Annotated in this window: 16 protein-coding genes; 8 read left to right on the top strand and 8 right to left on the bottom strand. The window is 64.9% G+C overall.

Annotated features, from left to right (window positions below; genetic code table 11):
- The first annotated feature begins 2 nt into the window (after positions 1-2).
- The 6 genes from ybgF to KIG99_RS09340 all read left to right on the top strand — a co-directional run bounded on the left by ybgF (position 3) and on the right by KIG99_RS09340 (position 6142).
- Entirely contained in the window at positions 3-743 is a 741-nt protein-coding gene (gene ybgF / locus KIG99_RS09365; RefSeq protein WP_226459920.1) for a tol-pal system protein YbgF, read from the top strand.
- Positions 744-818: 75 nt separating this feature from the next.
- Entirely contained in the window at positions 819-1457 is a 639-nt protein-coding gene (gene queE / locus KIG99_RS09360; protein WP_226459919.1) for a 7-carboxy-7-deazaguanine synthase QueE, read from the top strand.
- A gap of 12 nt (positions 1458-1469) precedes the next feature.
- Positions 1470-1832 (top strand): PilZ domain-containing protein, encoded by a 363-nt coding sequence (locus KIG99_RS09355; RefSeq protein ID WP_226459918.1) that lies wholly within the window; start codon positions 1470-1472, stop codon positions 1830-1832.
- A 232-nt stretch (positions 1833-2064) separates the two neighbouring features.
- Positions 2065-4266 (top strand): sensor domain-containing protein, encoded by a 2202-nt coding sequence (locus tag KIG99_RS09350; RefSeq protein ID WP_226459917.1) that lies wholly within the window; start codon positions 2065-2067, stop codon positions 4264-4266.
- Positions 4267-4358: 92 nt separating this feature from the next.
- Positions 4359-5033, top strand: coding sequence for a 7-cyano-7-deazaguanine synthase QueC (gene queC, locus KIG99_RS09345; RefSeq protein WP_226459916.1), 675 nt, complete (start codon positions 4359-4361; stop codon positions 5031-5033).
- A gap of 2 nt (positions 5034-5035) precedes the next feature.
- Positions 5036-6142 carry a YeeE/YedE family protein gene (locus tag KIG99_RS09340; RefSeq protein WP_226459915.1) on the top strand — a complete coding sequence of 369 codons (1107 nt, stop codon included), beginning with the start codon at positions 5036-5038 and terminating at the stop codon, positions 6140-6142.
- Positions 6143-6170: 28 nt separating this feature from the next.
- On the opposite strand, the gene KIG99_RS09335 is transcribed toward KIG99_RS09340, so the two are convergent.
- Positions 6171-6389, bottom strand: a complete 219-nt coding sequence (locus KIG99_RS09335; RefSeq protein ID WP_226459914.1) for a hypothetical protein — start codon at positions 6387-6389, stop codon at positions 6171-6173.
- A gap of 100 nt (positions 6390-6489) precedes the next feature.
- Positions 6490-7695 (bottom strand): EAL domain-containing protein, encoded by a 1206-nt coding sequence (locus tag KIG99_RS09330; protein ID WP_226459913.1) that lies wholly within the window; start codon positions 7693-7695, stop codon positions 6490-6492.
- Between the two features lie 109 nt (positions 7696-7804).
- Here KIG99_RS09330 and KIG99_RS09325 point away from each other — a divergent pair, with 109 nt between their 5' ends.
- Both KIG99_RS09325 and hybE read left to right on the top strand, forming a co-directional pair.
- Positions 7805-9289: a protein adenylyltransferase SelO gene (locus KIG99_RS09325; RefSeq protein WP_226459912.1), complete on the top strand. Its 1485-nt coding sequence runs from the start codon at positions 7805-7807 to the stop codon at positions 9287-9289.
- Between the two features lie 59 nt (positions 9290-9348).
- Positions 9349-9861, top strand: a complete 513-nt coding sequence (hybE, locus tag KIG99_RS09320; RefSeq protein WP_226459911.1) for a [NiFe]-hydrogenase assembly chaperone HybE — start codon at positions 9349-9351, stop codon at positions 9859-9861.
- Positions 9862-9889: 28 nt separating this feature from the next.
- Here hybE and KIG99_RS09315 read toward each other — a convergent pair whose 3' ends face one another.
- The 6 genes from KIG99_RS09315 to KIG99_RS09290 form a co-directional block, all read right to left on the bottom strand.
- Entirely contained in the window at positions 9890-10120 is a 231-nt protein-coding gene (locus KIG99_RS09315; protein WP_226459910.1) for a hypothetical protein, read from the bottom strand.
- Positions 10121-10187: 67 nt separating this feature from the next.
- A complete protein-coding gene (locus KIG99_RS09310) occupies positions 10188-11060 on the bottom strand; it encodes a Tim44 domain-containing protein (RefSeq protein ID WP_226459909.1) in 873 nt (290 codons plus the stop codon).
- A 105-nt stretch (positions 11061-11165) separates the two neighbouring features.
- Positions 11166-12449: a cobyrinate a,c-diamide synthase gene (locus KIG99_RS09305; protein ID WP_226459908.1), complete on the bottom strand. Its 1284-nt coding sequence runs from the start codon at positions 12447-12449 to the stop codon at positions 11166-11168.
- Positions 12450-12504: 55 nt separating this feature from the next.
- Positions 12505-13092 (bottom strand): cob(I)yrinic acid a,c-diamide adenosyltransferase, encoded by a 588-nt coding sequence (gene cobO, locus KIG99_RS09300; protein WP_226459907.1) that lies wholly within the window; start codon positions 13090-13092, stop codon positions 12505-12507.
- A gap of 3 nt (positions 13093-13095) precedes the next feature.
- On the bottom strand, positions 13096-13869 hold the full coding sequence (locus tag KIG99_RS09295; RefSeq protein ID WP_226459906.1) for an ABC transporter ATP-binding protein: 774 nt from the start codon (positions 13867-13869) through the stop codon (positions 13096-13098).
- Positions 13866-14843, bottom strand: a complete 978-nt coding sequence (locus KIG99_RS09290; protein WP_226459905.1) for a FecCD family ABC transporter permease — start codon at positions 14841-14843, stop codon at positions 13866-13868. Before KIG99_RS09290 ends, KIG99_RS09295 begins: the two co-directional genes overlap by 4 nt.
- Positions 14844-14846 lie beyond the last annotated feature (3 nt).

Genomic DNA, 14846 nt, shown 5'->3' with positions numbered 1-14846 from the left:
TCATGCGTCGCCTCCGTCTGGTTCTCCTGATCGCCTCACTGGGTGCCACACAGGCCCAGGCCGGCATTTTTGATGACGAGGAAGCGCGTCGCCAACTGACTGACTTCAGGATCAAGACGGAGGCGCGCTTTGACCAGCAGGCCAAGGCGCAGCTCGAGTTGTCGGCGCAGATCCAGCGCCAGGCGGATGAAATTGCCCGCCTGCGCGGTTTGCTGGAAACCCTGGGTTACAAGCAGGAAGTCGGCGACAAGCGGACGCAGGATTTCTATCTCGATCTGGATTCGCGCCTGCGCAAGTTCGAAACGCCGGTTGCCGCTGCGCCAACGCCGGATTCGACCAACACGCCGGCCGCCGCAATCAAAGGCGATCCGGCCAAGGAAAGCCAGGACTACGAAGGCGCCCTGAACCAGTTCAAGGCGGCCAAGTACAAGGAAGCTGCTGCGGCTTTTGCTGCTTTCGTGCAGAAATATCCGGACAGTTCGCTGGCACCCAATGCCCAGTACTGGCTGGGCAATGCCTGGTACGCCCAGCGCGACTGCAAGCGGGCGATCGAGGCACAGAGCATCGTGACGACCAAGTATCCGGACAGCGCCAAGGCGTCGGATGCCTGGCTGGCGATTGCGACCTGCCAGCAGGAACTGGGCAACCCGACCGGCGTCAAACGCTCGCTGGAGACCGTGATTGCCAAGTATCCGAATACCCCGGCTGCCGAATCGGCGCAGCAACGTCTGAAGAAAAAATGAGCGGCAGCGCTTCCGCGTGATGCGGGAGCGCCTCCGTTGCGCGGCCATGACGGCCGACTCGCGTGAGAGTTACCTGTGGCCCTGAGAATCACTGAAATCTTCTACTCGCTGCAAGGCGAGGCTTCCCGCGTCGGCCTGCCGACCGTATTCGTACGCCTGACCGGTTGCCCCTTGCGCTGTGTCTGGTGCGATACCGAATACAGCTTTACCGGTGGCGCCCCGGCAACCATAGCGTCGGTGCTGGCCGAAGTGGCGAAATACCCGGCCCGCCAGGTTTGCGTTACCGGCGGCGAGCCGCTGGCGCAGAAGGAATGTCTGCCGCTGCTGGCGGCGCTGTGCGATGCCGGTTACGACGTATCGCTGGAAACTTCCGGGGCGCTCGATATCGCAGCGGTCGACCCGCGTGTGGCGCGAATAATGGACTTGAAGGCGCCCGACTCCGGCGAGAGTGCGAAGAATCGCTGGGAAAATCTCGGCCTGCTCGACGAACAGGACGAGATCAAGATCGTCATCGCCAGTCGGGCCGATTACGAATGGGCACGTAGCGCCTTGCGCGAACACCAGCTCGATACCTTGTGCCCGGTGCTTTTCTCGCCGGCCCAGGGGCGCATCGAAGCGGCCGATCTGGCGGCCTGGATTCTCGAAGACGGCCTCAATGTGCGTTTCCAGCTGCAACTGCACAAGCTGCTTTGGGGTAACATGAAAGGCAAGTAAGGGGAGAGATCCATGACCAGCAACCGCCGCCAGTTTTCCCGTATTCGCTTCCAGACCGAAGCCAGCCTGTTTTTGCCGAGCGGCGAAATGGCTGTCGAGGTGCTTGATCTCTCGCTCAAGGGTGCCTTGGTGCGTCCGCATGCAGCGGTGTTCACCAAGATCGGCAGTCGCTGCACCCTGGAGGTCCAGCTCGACGATGCCGGCCCGATCATCCGCATGGAATGCACGGTCGTGCATAGCCAGGCCGAGCTGCTCGGCTTGTCCTGTCGCGAGATTGATCTCGACAGCATTACCCATCTGCGCCGCCTGGTTGCCCTCAATCTTGGCGATGAAACCCTGCTCGACCGCGAGCTCGGACTGCTGACCCACAGCTGACCGGATTCTTCCGGTGATGGTCCGCCGCAAGGATTGGTCTGACCTATCCTTGCGGCATTGTCATTGCTGGGCTAGTATCTTCGCCAAACTGAAACGAACGATCGTTGGAGATCGGCGCGAGAAGATGGGGGATGAGGGGGAAAAATGTCCGATGAATGGAACGAGTTGGTTTTCCGTCCGGTTTCGTTGCCGGTCAACTGTGTGACCGGCCCATTGTTGGCTGCTGCCCTCAATGGCTGATCGCATTCCCTCTGGTGCTTGTGTCCTGACCGAGCTTGAAGTGGCGCCCGGCAAGACCTTGCCGGAGCTCTGCGAGATCCAGCATGCCATCCTGGAAAATGCCGGGCGCGCCATCATTGCCACCGATACGACCGGCACGGTCATTTATTTCAACCCGGTAGCCCGGCACATGCTGGGTTATGCCTGGAGCGAGGTGGTCGGACAGCAGGTGGCGTCGATCTTCCATCTCGAAGCTGAAATCGAGTCGCGGGCCCGCCTGCTTTCGTTCGAGCTTGAGCGCGACGTCCGTCCCGATTTCGAGGTGTTCGTTGCCCGTCTGGCCGACAACCAGGCCGCACATGAGGAGTGGACCTATGTGCGCAAGGACGGTTCGCAGTTTCCGGTCGAGCTGACGGTCAGTGCGCTGAAAGATTCCCGCGGCAGACTGATCGGCTATCTCGGTATTGCCAGTGATATTTCCTGGCGTACCCGCCTTGAGCAGGACATGCAGATCGCGGCCCTGGCGTTCAAATCGCAGGCGGCCATCATGGTGACCGATGCCGAGCGTCGCATCCTGCGGGTCAATCCCGCCTTTACCACCCTGACCGGTTATTCCGCCGAAGAAAGCATGGGGCGAACGCCGGCGATGCTGAAGTCGGGCCGGCACGATGCGATGTTCTATCGGCAGATGTGGGATAGCCTGAATGCCAACGGACATTGGCAGGGGGAAGTCTGGAACCGGCGCAAATCCGGCGGCATTTTCCCCGAATGGTTGACCATCAGCGAGGTGCGGGACGATCGCGGGATGTTGACCCATTACGTCAGCACCTTCTCGGACATCTCCGATCTGAAGCTGGCCGAATCGGAAATCCACAATCTGGCCTTTTTTGACCCGTTGACCGCCCTGCCTAATCGGCGGCTGTTGCTCAACCGGCTTGGTCTGGCACGGGTCGCCGGCAAGCGCAGCCAGCAATTCGGTGCACTGCTGATCATCGATCTCGATCATTTCAAGAATCTCAACGACACGCTCGGCCATGATGTCGGCGACCGTCTGCTGGTTGAGGTCGCCCGTCGCCTGCGCGCCTGCATTCGCGAGGGGGATACGGCGGCGCGCCAGGGCGGGGACGAGTTCATCGTCATGCTTGAGGACCTGGGCAGCGAGGCGGAGATCGCCAGTATCCAGGCGGAAGCGGTTGCCGAAAAAATCCGGCTCAGCCTCAACGAGCCCTTCCTGGTCTGTCCCGATATCCAGCACTTTCATTCGGCGAGCATCGGCGTCAGCCTGTTCTGCGGCCACGACAAGACCACCGAGGCGCTGCTCAAGCAGGCCGACATCGCCCTCTACAAGGCCAAGGACGCCGGCCGCAACAGCGTGCGCTTTTTCGACAGCGCGATGCAGACCGCACTCGATACGCGGGCCAGTCTCGAATCGCGTCTGCGTCGGGCGCTCAGTCGCAATGAGTTCGTGCTCTACGTGCAGGCCCAGGTCAACAGCGCCCGCCAGCTGATCGGGGCGGAAACCCTGTTGCGCTGGCAACCGCCGGACGGTGCGATGATCGGCCCAGCCGACTTCATCCCGCTCGCCGAGGAAACCGGCCTGATCGTGCCGATCGGCACCTGGGTGCTCGATACCGCCTGCGCCCAGTTGCGGCGCTGGGCCGACAATCCGGCCACGCAGCGGCTTTACCTGTCGGTCAACGTCAGCGCCCGGCAATTCCGTCAGCCGGATTTCGTCGATCAGGTACAGGCCGCGCTGACGCGGCATGCCGTGCAGCCCAAATTGCTCAAGCTGGAACTGACCGAAAGCCTGCTCCTCGACAATGTCGAGGGCGTGGTCGCGAAGATGCAGGTGCTGCGCGAGATTGGCGTACGTTTCTCGCTTGATGATTTCGGCACCGGCTATGCCTCGCTTTCCTACCTCAAGCGTTTTCCCTTCGAGCAGCTCAAGGTCGATCGTTCCTTCATCCGCGACATTGCCGTCGATCCCGACGATGCGGCGATCGTGCGGGCGATCATCGCCATGGGCAACACGCTGCGCCTCAACGTGGTGGCCGAGGGCGTCGAGTCGGAAGCGCAGCATCGTTATCTGGTCGAGCATGGCTGCACCTGTTTTCAGGGCTATCTGTTCGGTCGACCGATCGCGTTTGCCGATTTTGAGGAAAGCCTGGCCGGCTACGGTCAACCGCTGGAAACGCCCGATAACTGGATGATCTAGTCGTTTCGACATGAGCCGAAGGGCAAAATCCTGCTGCAGGATGGGCCGGATGCCGGCACAATCGCGGCTGTTCAGTTTTTTCCTGCCCCACTATGAAACCTGCTGTCGTCCTTCTTTCCGGCGGACTCGATTCCGCCACCTGTGTTGCGCTGGCCAGAAGCCAGGGCTTTGACTGCTACTGCCTGTCCTTCGACTACGGCCAACGGCACAGCGCCGAGCTCGATGCGGCGCGCCGGGTGGCCGCGGCGCTCGGCGCCGTCGAGCATCGCGTGATCAATTTCGGCCTCGCCCAGTTCGGCGGTTCCGCGCTGACCGACACCTCCATCGCCGTACCGACCGGCGGCGTGCAGCCCGGCATCCCGGTGACCTACGTCCCGGCGCGCAATACCATCATGCTTTCGCTCGCCCTGGCCTGGGCCGAAGTGCTCGGCAGCCGCGACATCTTCGTCGGCGTCAATGCGGTCGACTACTCCGGCTACCCGGATTGCCGGCCCGAGTACATCGCCGCCTTCGAGAAGATGGCCAATCTGGCGACCAAGGCCGGCGTCGAGGGCGTCAAGCTGAGCATCCACGCGCCGCTGATCGACCTTTCCAAGGCGCAGATCATCCAGACCGGTACGGCGCTCGGCGTCGATTACGGTCTCACCGTTTCCTGCTACCAGGCCGATGCCGATGGCCACGCCTGCGGCGAATGCGATTCCTGCCGCCTGCGTGCCGAAGGCTTTGCCGCGGCCGGGGTGGCCGATCCGACGCACTACGCGGCCTGAGCATGGAAGCCCTTTCCGCCACCAGCATCATCTGGCTCGCCTTCGCCCTGGCCTTCTGTTTCGGTGCACTCGGCCAGAAGACCTCGTTCTGCACCATGGGCGCGGTTACCGATATCCTCGTGATGGGCAACTGGAGCCGCATGCGCATGTGGCTGCTGGCGATCGGCGTTGCGGTGCTCGGCGCCGGTGCGCTGCACGCGGCCGGTTTGATCGATCTCGACAAGTCGATCTACCGCGGCGCCAGTTTCAACTGGCTGTCCTGCCTGGTTGGCGGCGGCTGCTTCGGCGCCGGCATGGTGCTGGCTTCCGGCTGCGGCTCGAAGACGCTGATCCGCATCGGTGGCGGCAACCTCAAGTCGCTGGTCGTCTTCATCGTGCTCGGCCTGGTCGCCTACATGACGATGCGCGGCGTGCTCGGCGTCTTCCGTGTCGGCGTGCTCGACAAGGTGACGCTGACTTTGCCCGGCGGTCAGGACGTGCCGGCCTTGCTGCGCTCGGCAGGAGTCGAGGCGCAGACCGCTTTTGCGCTTGGCGTACTCGGCATCGGCGGCGGCTTGACCGCTTTCTGCCTGTTCAAGCGCGATTTCTGGACGCTCGACAACCTGCTCGGCGGCTTCGGGGTCGGTCTGGCGGTCGTCGCCGCCTGGTATGTCAGCGGCCATCTCGGCTATCTGGCGGAAGACCCGGAGACACTGCAGGAAGCCTTTGTGGCGACCAACAGCGGGCGCATGGAAGCCTTCAGTTTCGTCGCGCCGAGCGCTTATTTCCTTGAGTTGCTGATGCTGTGGTCGGATACCAGCCGCAAGATGAGTTTCGGGATTGCCAGCGTGCTCGGCGTGGTCGCCGGTTCGGCGGCCTGGGCCTTGCTGAGCCGCAGTTTCCGCTGGGAAGGTTTTGCCGGTGTCGATGACATCGCCCGCCATCTGATCGGCGCTGCGCTGATGGGCTTTGGCGGCGTCACGGCGCTGGGCTGCACGGTCGGTCAGGGGATCAGCGGCATCTCGACGCTGGCGCTCGGTTCCATCGTCACTTTCCTGGCCATTGTTGGCGGTGCGGCGCTGACCATACGTATCGAGTACTTCGGCGTTTCCGGCGGCTGCACGAAGTAGTTTTTGCCTTTTCCCGGCGGTCGACCGTTCAGGCGCCCTCGTTTTCCTTCAGTTTCTCGATGACCAGCGGAAAGGCGCCGGAGCCGATCAGGGCGACCGCGGACACGACAAAGGCCAGCCCGGCCATCGGGTCTTCAAGCACCGGATGCAGGCTGGCACCGAAACCGGCCAGGCTGATCAGGCCGGGAATGGCACAAAGCAGGCCGAGGCTGCTCAGGGCGACGAAGGAAAACGGGTAGCGGCGCATGCTCGGGATACTCGGAAAAAGGGGTTGGTCGGCGGAACGAAGCTCGCCAGTGTAGCCAGCCGTTGTGGCCGCCGGCAAGGCATTGATCGACGGCCAGCGGTCAACCCGCTGCAGCGGCACATTTTCCTTCGTGGATGGACTGTTTCAGCCAGCCGGCGACGGCTGCAGCCGGCATCGGCCGGGCGAAGTAATAGCCCTGGGCGACGTCGCAACCCATGGCGTCGAGGCGGCGGAAAGTCGCCTCATCCTCGATGCCTTCGGCGATGGTGCTGATGCCGAGCGAGGCGGCAAGCTGGATGGCGGTGAGTACGATTTCATGGCTGCGCAGCGAGCTGTCGATTTCCTGGACAAAGTTCTTGTCGATCTTGAGGCAGGAAATGGGCAGGCTTTTCAGCGTTTCGAGGCCGGCATAACCGGTCCCGAAATCATCGAGCGCGATCGCGATGCCAAGCGCCGAGAGTTGCTCCAGTACCTGACTGACGCTGTTTCTATCTTCGATGATGACCGTTTCGGTCAGCTCGATCTTCAGTTCGTGCGGCCGCATGGCATGGCTGTTAAGGAGCTGGCGGATGCGGTCGACGATGCTGAGGTCGCCAAGTTCATCGGCCGACAGGTTGACGCTGACAAAGGGCGGCAGGCCGCCGTCGGGCTGGCAGTGCTGGCGCAGGCCGGCCCAGTCGGCGACGGCGCGCTGCAACACCCAGGCGCCCAGCTTGTGGATCAGCCCGGTGCGTTCGGCCAGACCGATGAACTCGAGCGGCATGATCATGCCCAGCGTCGGGTGGCGCCAGCGGACCAGGGCTTCGAAGCCGACCAGGTTGCGCCGCGAAAAGCTGATCAGCGGCTGGTAATACAGTTCGAGCTGGTCGAAATCGAGGGCGTGCGCCAGATCGCGGGTCAGGGCCAGGGTGCGCAGGGCGCAGGTGCGGTCATCGCTGCCGGCCATCGCCGAGCCTTCGTCCGGGTGTTCGCGGTGCTTGCTGCGAAAGCGCTGCAGCAGCAGTTCGAGCAGGTGCCGGATGACCGGGTCGCTGCGCTTGAGCAGTTCATTGACATGCTGACGTTCGATGCGGACCAGGGTGGTCGGCTCCAGCGTGCGGACCGTGGCGGTGCGCGGCAGGTGGTCGAGCAGCGCGACTTCGCCGAACAGTTCGCCGACGCCAAGGATGGCGACGCGCTGCTGGTCGGGGCCGGCCAGTACTTCGACGCTGCCGCTTTCGATGGCGTAGGCCGAATCGCCCGGTTCGTCGATGCCGAACACGGTACAGGCGGCCGGAAAATGTTCGCGGGGGAGTTGGTCCATCATGCGCTGCCTTGCCGGATTGCGTGCTGCGATTATGCATCAGCCGGGAACGCCGGGCCGCTTTCGTACTCTACCTCTACATATTCCTGCCAACGCAACCATCCGGACCGCCATGAACGCACCTGCCTCGCCCCGCTTCGACAACAGCTTTGCTGCCTTGCCCGAGGCCTTTTACACCCGTCTGGCGCCGCAGCCCCTGAGCAATCCGCATGTCGTCGCGATCAGCGATGAAGTGGCCGGGCTGGTCGGTCTGGAAGCGGAGCTGCTGAACAGCCCGGAGTTCGCCGAAATCTTCGCCGGAAATCGTCTGCTGCCGGGCAGTCAACCGCTGGCCGCCGTCTATTCCGGACACCAGTTCGGCGTCTGGGCCGGCCAGTTGGGCGACGGTCGGGCGCATCTGCTCGGTGGCCTGCGCAACGAACACGGGCACTGGGAAATCCAGTTGAAGGGGGCGGGCCGCACGCCTTATTCGCGCGGTGCCGACGGGCGCGCTGTGTTGCGCTCGTCGATCCGCGAGTTTCTCTGTTCGGAGGCGATGGCCGGGCTCGGCATCCCGACGACGCGTGCCCTGTGCATCGTCGGCGGCGACCAGGCGGTGCGCCGCGAGCAAATCGAAACGGCGGCCGTGGTCGCCCGCGTCGCGCCTGGTTTCGTGCGTTTCGGTTCCTTCGAACATTGGGCCTCACGTGACCGGCAGCCTGAATTGAAGCAACTGGCCGATTACGTGATCGACACCTTCCGCCCGGCGTGCCGTGATGCGGCCAACCCCTACGCTGCGCTGCTCGCCGACGTGGCCCGCCGCACCGGCGAGATGATCGCGCACTGGATGGCGGTCGGCTTCATGCACGGCGTGATGAACACCGACAACATGTCGATTCTCGGCCTGACCCTCGATTACGGCCCGTTCGGTTTTATGGAAGCCTTCGACCCCGGCCATATCTGCAATCACTCTGATGACCAGGGACGCTACACCTACCGCAACCAGCCGCATATCGGTCAATGGAACCTCTATCGCCTGGCCGATGCCTTCCTGCCGCTGATCGGCCGGCCGGCGCAGTGCAAGGCCGCGGTCGACGAGCATTACGGCCCGGCTTTCGAAGGCAGGTTCGAACAACTGATGCGCGCCAAGCTCGGTTTGCGCGACGGCTTGCCCGACGACGAGAACTTCATCGGCGAAACCTTCGGCTTCCTGCAGCAGCACCGCCCCGACTTCACGCTGTTCTTCCGTTCGCTGGCGAAATTGCCGGCGGCGGTCGACCGCGAAAATATGGCCAAAACCGACGCCCCGTTGCGCGACCTGTTCGTCGACCGTAGTGCCTGCGACACCTGGCTCGCCGAGTGGCGCGCCCGCCTGGCGCAAACGCCGTGGCCGGATGCCGAACGGCAGGCGGCGATGCGGGCGGCGAGTCCGAAATACGTGCTGCGCAACTGGCTGGCCGAGGTCGCCATCCGGAAGGCGAAGAGCGGCGATTTCTCGGAGGTGCAGCGCCTGCTCACCTGCCTGCGCCGGCCTTACGACGAACAGCCGGAGTTCGAGGCTTACGCCGCCTTGCCGCCGGACTGGGCGAACGGACTCGCGGTCAGCTGCTCGAGCTGATTGGCAGCGCCGCGAAGTCGGCGGAGAATGCCGGCTTTAATCCGTGTCGCTTGCCGCTCATGAACCAGGTCGATTCCCCCGTCGTACTTTATGCCGAGAGCCCGGCGGCGCTGCTTGCCGCCCATTACCGTGCCGTCTGGCAGCGCGGCGAGCCGGACATGGCGGAAATCAATCCGGCGCTCGATGTCGAAAGCCTTGGCTTTGCCCGCCACGCCGGCGACTGGTTCGGCGTCGTCATCACGCCGTGGTTCCTGCGCCTTTACCTGTTGCCCGGCGGCGGCACCCTGTGGGGCGAGATTCCAGCCGGCCAGCGGCGCTTTCTCGAACTGCCGGGCGGTACACTGCCCTTCGTCTCGGCGCGCGAGGAGGAACTCGGTACCTATCAGTTCAGCACGCTGATCACGCCGATGAGTCTGGTGCCGGACATGGCCGCGGCCCGCCAGATAGCGGTCGACGCGCTGCAAGCCTTCATTTTCGGCATGCCGTCAGCAGTGCCGCCGAGCCTGCCCGCGGCACCGGCCCCCGACACTTCCCGGCGCGGCTTTTTCCGCCGCCTGGCCGGCAAGCGTTAGCGCTGTTAATAGATAACCAGGAACAAAATCAGGGCGATGTAGAAGAGAAAGCCGGCCAGCGCCTGGCCGGCCCGGCATCATCGACCCAGGACAGGCGGCTTGCCCGGCCGGGCGGCGCGCTATCGCTCATGCTGGCGGTCAGCCAGCGACCCAGGCTGATCACTGGCACGACCGCCTTGCCGGTGTAGTAAAAGACAATCTGGACGAGGACTTCGCCGATCACGGACACGATGAACTCGCCGATGATTGAGGCTGCCATGTGCACCTCCGTAAAAAAAGGCCGGCTGGATTGCTCCGCCGGCCTTCTGCCATCTGCTGCGTCAGTGTTACTGGACTTGCTGGATACCGGCCAGCACCCAGCCGCCATTGCCGCTGCGCGGCTTGGTCATGTGCCACATTTCGTCGAAGGCTTCCGGCGCGGCGTTCTTTTCCTCGCGGATCAGGCCGGTGAAGCGCACGCTGACGACGTAACGGCTGGCTTCTTCGGCAACGTCGAGCACTTCGGCGTTAAGCTGGACGACGTCGGTTTCCTGCTTTTCAGCGCCGCGTTCGGCCATGCCCAGCTTGATCTCGGCAAACATCTCGGGCGAGGTGAATTCGCGGATGTCCTCGAGGTTGCCTGCATCGTTGGCGGCCTGCAGACGGATGAAGTTGACCTTGGCGTTACGCACGAAGCCATCGACATCGAAGCCGGCCGGAATGTTGCCGCTGTTCGCTGCATTGGCAGCCGGGGCGGCAGCAGAACCGCCAGCCGGAATGAAATCAGGCTGCGGTGCGGCATTGCCGCCATAACCGGCGTTGGCATTGGCGTACTGCATGCCGGGTTGGGCACTGGCCGCCTTCTTGCGCATCAGGAAGCCGAACAGCATCACGGCGCCCATGACCAGCAGGCCGATCATCATCATGTTGGCCAGGCCTTCGCCGAAGCCGAAATGCGAAGCCAGCGCGGCGAGGCCGAGACCGGCGGCGAGGCCGGCGAGCGGGCCCATCCACGAGCGCTTGGGCTGGGCTTGCGGTGCGGCGGCCGGTGCTGCCTGATTCTGGGTCGGGGCGGCGTTGGTCGCCTTGTTCGGGGTCACGGCCTGGCGCTGCATGCCGGAAGAGCTGCCGCCACCGAGGCGACGGGCGGCTTCGGCGTCACCGGTGGTCAGCGTAAAGCCGAGGACCAGAGCCGCGGCCATCAAAGCAAATGATTTCATGTTTGTCTCCATCGAGGTGAGTGCTACGGGCCGGATCATAGCCGGCTTATGTTTCCAGAAAAATATGGATTAAATGCATTTACTCTTCGTAAAAAACGGAGAGTATCAGGCGAACAGGGCGGCGCAGGCGAGCGGGTTCGATGGAAAGTAGAAATGCACGTAGGAAGCGGTCAGGCGCGCCAGCCGGTAAATCGCCTCGCCACTACGGCCATCCGGAGTATGCGCGCGGAGGAGCGGCGTGAGCGGTGTTTCGCTCTTCGAATAATGGAAGGTGTGGCCGGCCAGCCGTCCTTCCGGCAGATCGGCGAACTGGGTGCCGAGGGCGGCCAGGCGCGGTTGCATGACCGAGACGCCGGGCAGCAGGCCGGCGAAGGCATGTGTCGCACCGGCCTTGTCGGTGACCTGCTCGAACAGGCTCATCATGCCGCCGCACTCGGCGAGCAGTGGTTTGCCGGCCGCGACGTGGGCGCGCAAGGCGGTCCACAGCGCCGAGTTGGCCGAAAGCGCCGTGGCATGCAGTTCGGGATAGCCGCCGGGCAGCCAGACGGCGTCGCACGCCGGCAGCGTTTCGCCGGCGATGGGCGAGAAGAAGTGCAATTCGGCACCGAGCGCCGTCAGCATTTCCAGGTTGGCCGGGTAGATGAAGCCGTAGGCGGCGTCGCGGGCAATCGCGATGCGCCGGCCGCTGAGCAGTGGCGCGACGCCGGGTGCGGCAACATTGGCGAATTCGATGCTGTTTGGCAGGTCGACCGTTGCGGTGGCGGCCAGCGCATCGGCGAGTTGGTCGAGGCGGCTTTCCAGATCGTCGATCTCGGCCGCCTGCAGCAGGCCGAGGTGACGTTCGGGCAGTGCCGCCGCGGCATTGCGCGACAGCGCGCCGAACCAGCCCATGCCGGGCGGCAGGCTGTCCTTGAGCATGCCGGCATGACGTTCGCTGCCGACGCGGTTGGCGAGCACGCCGGCAAAGGGCAGGCCGGGCCGGTAGCTGGCGAGGCCGTGCGCAACGGCACCGAAAGTCTGGGCCATCGATCCGGCATCGATCATCGCCATGACCGGAATGCCGAAGCGGCAGGCGATGTCGGCGGCGGACGGCGTTCCGTCGAACAGGCCCATGACGCCTTCAATGAGGATCAGGTCGGAATCGCGCGCGGCGCGCGCCAGCCGCCAGCGCGCATCGTCCTCGCCGCACATGCCGAAATCGAGGTTCTGGCACGGTCGACCGCTGGCCACGGCATGAATCTGCGGATCGAGAAAATCCGGGCCGCACTTGAAGACGGTAACGCGCCGGCCTTGCCTGGCATGCAGGCGGGCGAGCGCCGCAGTGACGGTGGTCTTGCCCTGGCCGGAGGCGGGGGCGGCGATGAGCAGGGCGGGACAGGCGAGCGACATGGCGGCTCCGGCAGGTAAAACGGGGTTTGTGGCTAGGCGTGGAACTGGCCGGGACTCACCACTCCAGCCCCGGCATCGCCTTGATGCCGGCCTGGAAGGCGTGTTTCTCGTTGCCGATGTCGCTTACCGTGTCGGCGGCGGCGCGCAGGGCTTCCGGGGCGCCGCGGCCGGTGACGATGACGTGCTGCATGAGCGGGCGGGCGAGCAGTTTGGCGATCACGGCATCGAGATCGAGCCAGCCGTACTTGAAGGCGTAGGTCATCTCGTCGAGCACGACCAGGCCGATTTCCGGGTTGCCCAGATGTTCGCCGGCAATCGACCAGGCGTGGCGGGCAGCGGCGGCATCGCGTTCCTTGTCCTGGGTTTCCCAGGTGAAGCCTTCGCCGCCGACATGCCAGGTAACGTTCGGCTGGGTGCGGAAAAAGGCTTCCTCGCCGGTGTCCGAGCGACCCTTGACGAACTGCACGACGCCGACCTTGAGGCCGTGACCGAGGGCGCGGGCGACGACGCCGAAAGCAGCCGACGACTTGCCTTTGCCATTGCCGGTGTTGATCAGCAGCACGCCGCGTTCGGCCTGGGCGGCGGCGATCTGGTTGTCGATCACGGCCTTCTTTTTCTGCATGCGTTGTTCGTGGGTAACCATGTCTTACTCCGGGATGAAGCAGCGCCGGCCGTTGTCGTCGATCTGGCGCAGGGTGTAGCCGTAGAGTCCGGACAGCGTTTCGCCGGTCAGGACGGTGTCGACCGGTCCGAGTTCGTAGTGGCCGTCGCCGTGGATGAGCAGCGCGCGGTCGCAAAAACGGTGGGCCAGCGCCGGGTCGTGCAGGACCATGACGACGCCGGCGCCGCAATCGCGCGCCGTACCGGCAAACAGTTCGAGCGCGGCCATCTGATGATTGAGGTCGAGGTGCGACAGCGGCTCGTCGAGCAGGTAGAGCGGCGCCGCCTGGGTGAGCAGCGTGGCGATCGACAGACGCTGGCGTTCGCCGCCGGACAGCGTGTGGATCTGGCGTTCTTCCATGCCTTGCAAACCGACGGCGGCCAGTGCGCCGCGCGCCAGATCGGCATCGCGCGTCGTTTCCCAGTCCCAGCGTCCGAGATGCGGATGGCGGCCAGTCAGCGCCGTTTCGAGTACGGTCGAGCCGAACGGATCGGCGTGGAATTGGCCGAGCCAGGCGCGGCGCAAGGCAGCGTCGCGCGGCGGCAACAGCGCGGCATCCTCGCCGCCGAGCAGCACGGCGCCGGCAGCCGGTGGGCGCAGGCCGGCCAGCGTCGCGAGCAGCGTCGATTTGCCGGCGCCGTTGCGGCCGAGAATGGCCAGGCGTTCGCCGCCGTTCAGCGCCAGATCCAGACGGTCGACGACGCGCCGACCGCCGATTTCGACGGCCAGTTGGCGGGCTTCGAGCAAGGGGCCGGTCATTTCGGTTGCCGCGCGAGCAGGATGAGGAAGACCGGCACGCCGATCAGCGCAGTGAGCACGCCGACCGGCAGTTGCTGCGGCGCGATCAGCGTCCGGGCCAGCGTATCGGCCAGCACCAGCAGCGCACCGCCGGCCAGCACCGAGGCCGGCAGCAGCAGGCGCTGGTCGTTGCCGGTCGCCAGACGCACCAGGTGCGGCACGACCAAGCCGACGAAACCGATCGAGCCGGCCGTGGTCACCGAAGCGGCGGTAGCCAGCGAAGCGAGCAGGAAAATGGCATAGCGCAGGCGGTTGACCGCTACGCCGAGCGCCTGCGCCTGCAGCATGCCGCGCGCCAGCAGGTTGAGTTCGCGGGCAAAGGGCATGGCCAGGGCCAGACCGACGACCAGCGCGAGCAGGCCGGGCAACCAGCCCGAAGCCTGGGCGAGATCGCCCATCAGCCAGTAGAGCATGCCGCGCAGGCGATCTTCGGGGGCGATGGCGAGCATCAGCGCGACCAGCGCACCGCAGCCGGCAGCGACGATGACGCCGGTCAGCAGCAGGCGCGTCTGCGTCCAGCTGCCGTCGCCGTGCGCCAGCCCGAACACCAGGAACATCGCGCCGAGCGCGCCGGCAAAAGCCAGCCCGTCGATGCCGAGCGCCGGCAGGCCGAGCAGGATGGCAAACAGCGCGCCGCAACCGGCGCCGCCGGAAATCCCCAGCACGTAAGGATCGGCCAGCGGATTGCGCAACAGCACCTGCATCAGCGCGCCGGCCAGCGCGAGCAACCCGCCGCAGGCAAAACCGGCCAGCGCGCGCGGCAGGCGCAGTTCGAGCACGACATCGATGCCGGGCACTTCACGCCCGAGCAAGGCAGAGAAAACGTCGGCCGGCGGAATGCGCAGACTGCCCACCGTCAACGCCAGCCCGATACTCAGCACCGCCAACAGGGCAAGGCTGGCAAGGATCAGGAAGGCGCGGCGGCGGGTGGGCATGGC

Origin of the sequence: Quatrionicoccus australiensis, assembly GCF_020510425.1 — a bacterium.
GTDB classification, from domain to species: Bacteria; Pseudomonadota; Gammaproteobacteria; order Burkholderiales; family Rhodocyclaceae; genus Azonexus; species Azonexus australiensis_A.
The sequence above is the reverse complement of the archived record's forward strand: the minus strand, read 5'-3'. Positions and strand labels throughout refer to the sequence as shown.

What these genes read in the sequence shown, in the direction of transcription:
- KIG99_RS09340 (WP_226459915.1), top strand. Translation starts at nt 5,036, where the DNA reads ATGGAAGCCCTTTCCGCCACCAGCATCATCTGGCTCGCCTTCGCCCTG.
- KIG99_RS09315 (WP_226459910.1), bottom strand. Translation starts at nt 10,120, where the DNA reads ATGGCAGCCTCAATCATCGGCGAGTTCATCGTGTCCGTGATCGGCGAA.
- KIG99_RS09290 (WP_226459905.1), bottom strand. Translation starts at nt 14,843, where the DNA reads ATGCCCACCCGCCGCCGCGCCTTCCTGATCCTTGCCAGCCTTGCCCTG.
- cobO (WP_226459907.1), bottom strand. Translation starts at nt 13,092, where the DNA reads ATGGTTACCCACGAACAACGCATGCAGAAAAAGAAGGCCGTGATCGAC.
- KIG99_RS09335 (WP_226459914.1), bottom strand. Translation starts at nt 6,389, where the DNA reads ATGCGCCGCTACCCGTTTTCCTTCGTCGCCCTGAGCAGCCTCGGCCTG.
- KIG99_RS09330 (WP_226459913.1), bottom strand. Translation starts at nt 7,695, where the DNA reads ATGATGGACCAACTCCCCCGCGAACATTTTCCGGCCGCCTGTACCGTG.
- KIG99_RS09325 (WP_226459912.1), top strand. Translation starts at nt 7,805, where the DNA reads ATGAACGCACCTGCCTCGCCCCGCTTCGACAACAGCTTTGCTGCCTTG.
- ybgF (WP_226459920.1), top strand. Translation starts at nt 3, where the DNA reads ATGCGTCGCCTCCGTCTGGTTCTCCTGATCGCCTCACTGGGTGCCACA.
- KIG99_RS09355 (WP_226459918.1), top strand. Translation starts at nt 1,470, where the DNA reads ATGACCAGCAACCGCCGCCAGTTTTCCCGTATTCGCTTCCAGACCGAA.
- hybE (WP_226459911.1), top strand. Translation starts at nt 9,349, where the DNA reads ATGAACCAGGTCGATTCCCCCGTCGTACTTTATGCCGAGAGCCCGGCG.
- KIG99_RS09350 (WP_226459917.1), top strand. Translation starts at nt 2,065, where the DNA reads ATGGCTGATCGCATTCCCTCTGGTGCTTGTGTCCTGACCGAGCTTGAA.
- KIG99_RS09310 (WP_226459909.1), bottom strand. Translation starts at nt 11,060, where the DNA reads ATGAAATCATTTGCTTTGATGGCCGCGGCTCTGGTCCTCGGCTTTACG.
- KIG99_RS09295 (WP_226459906.1), bottom strand. Translation starts at nt 13,869, where the DNA reads ATGACCGGCCCCTTGCTCGAAGCCCGCCAACTGGCCGTCGAAATCGGC.
- KIG99_RS09305 (WP_226459908.1), bottom strand. Translation starts at nt 12,449, where the DNA reads ATGTCGCTCGCCTGTCCCGCCCTGCTCATCGCCGCCCCCGCCTCCGGC.
- queC (WP_226459916.1), top strand. Translation starts at nt 4,359, where the DNA reads ATGAAACCTGCTGTCGTCCTTCTTTCCGGCGGACTCGATTCCGCCACC.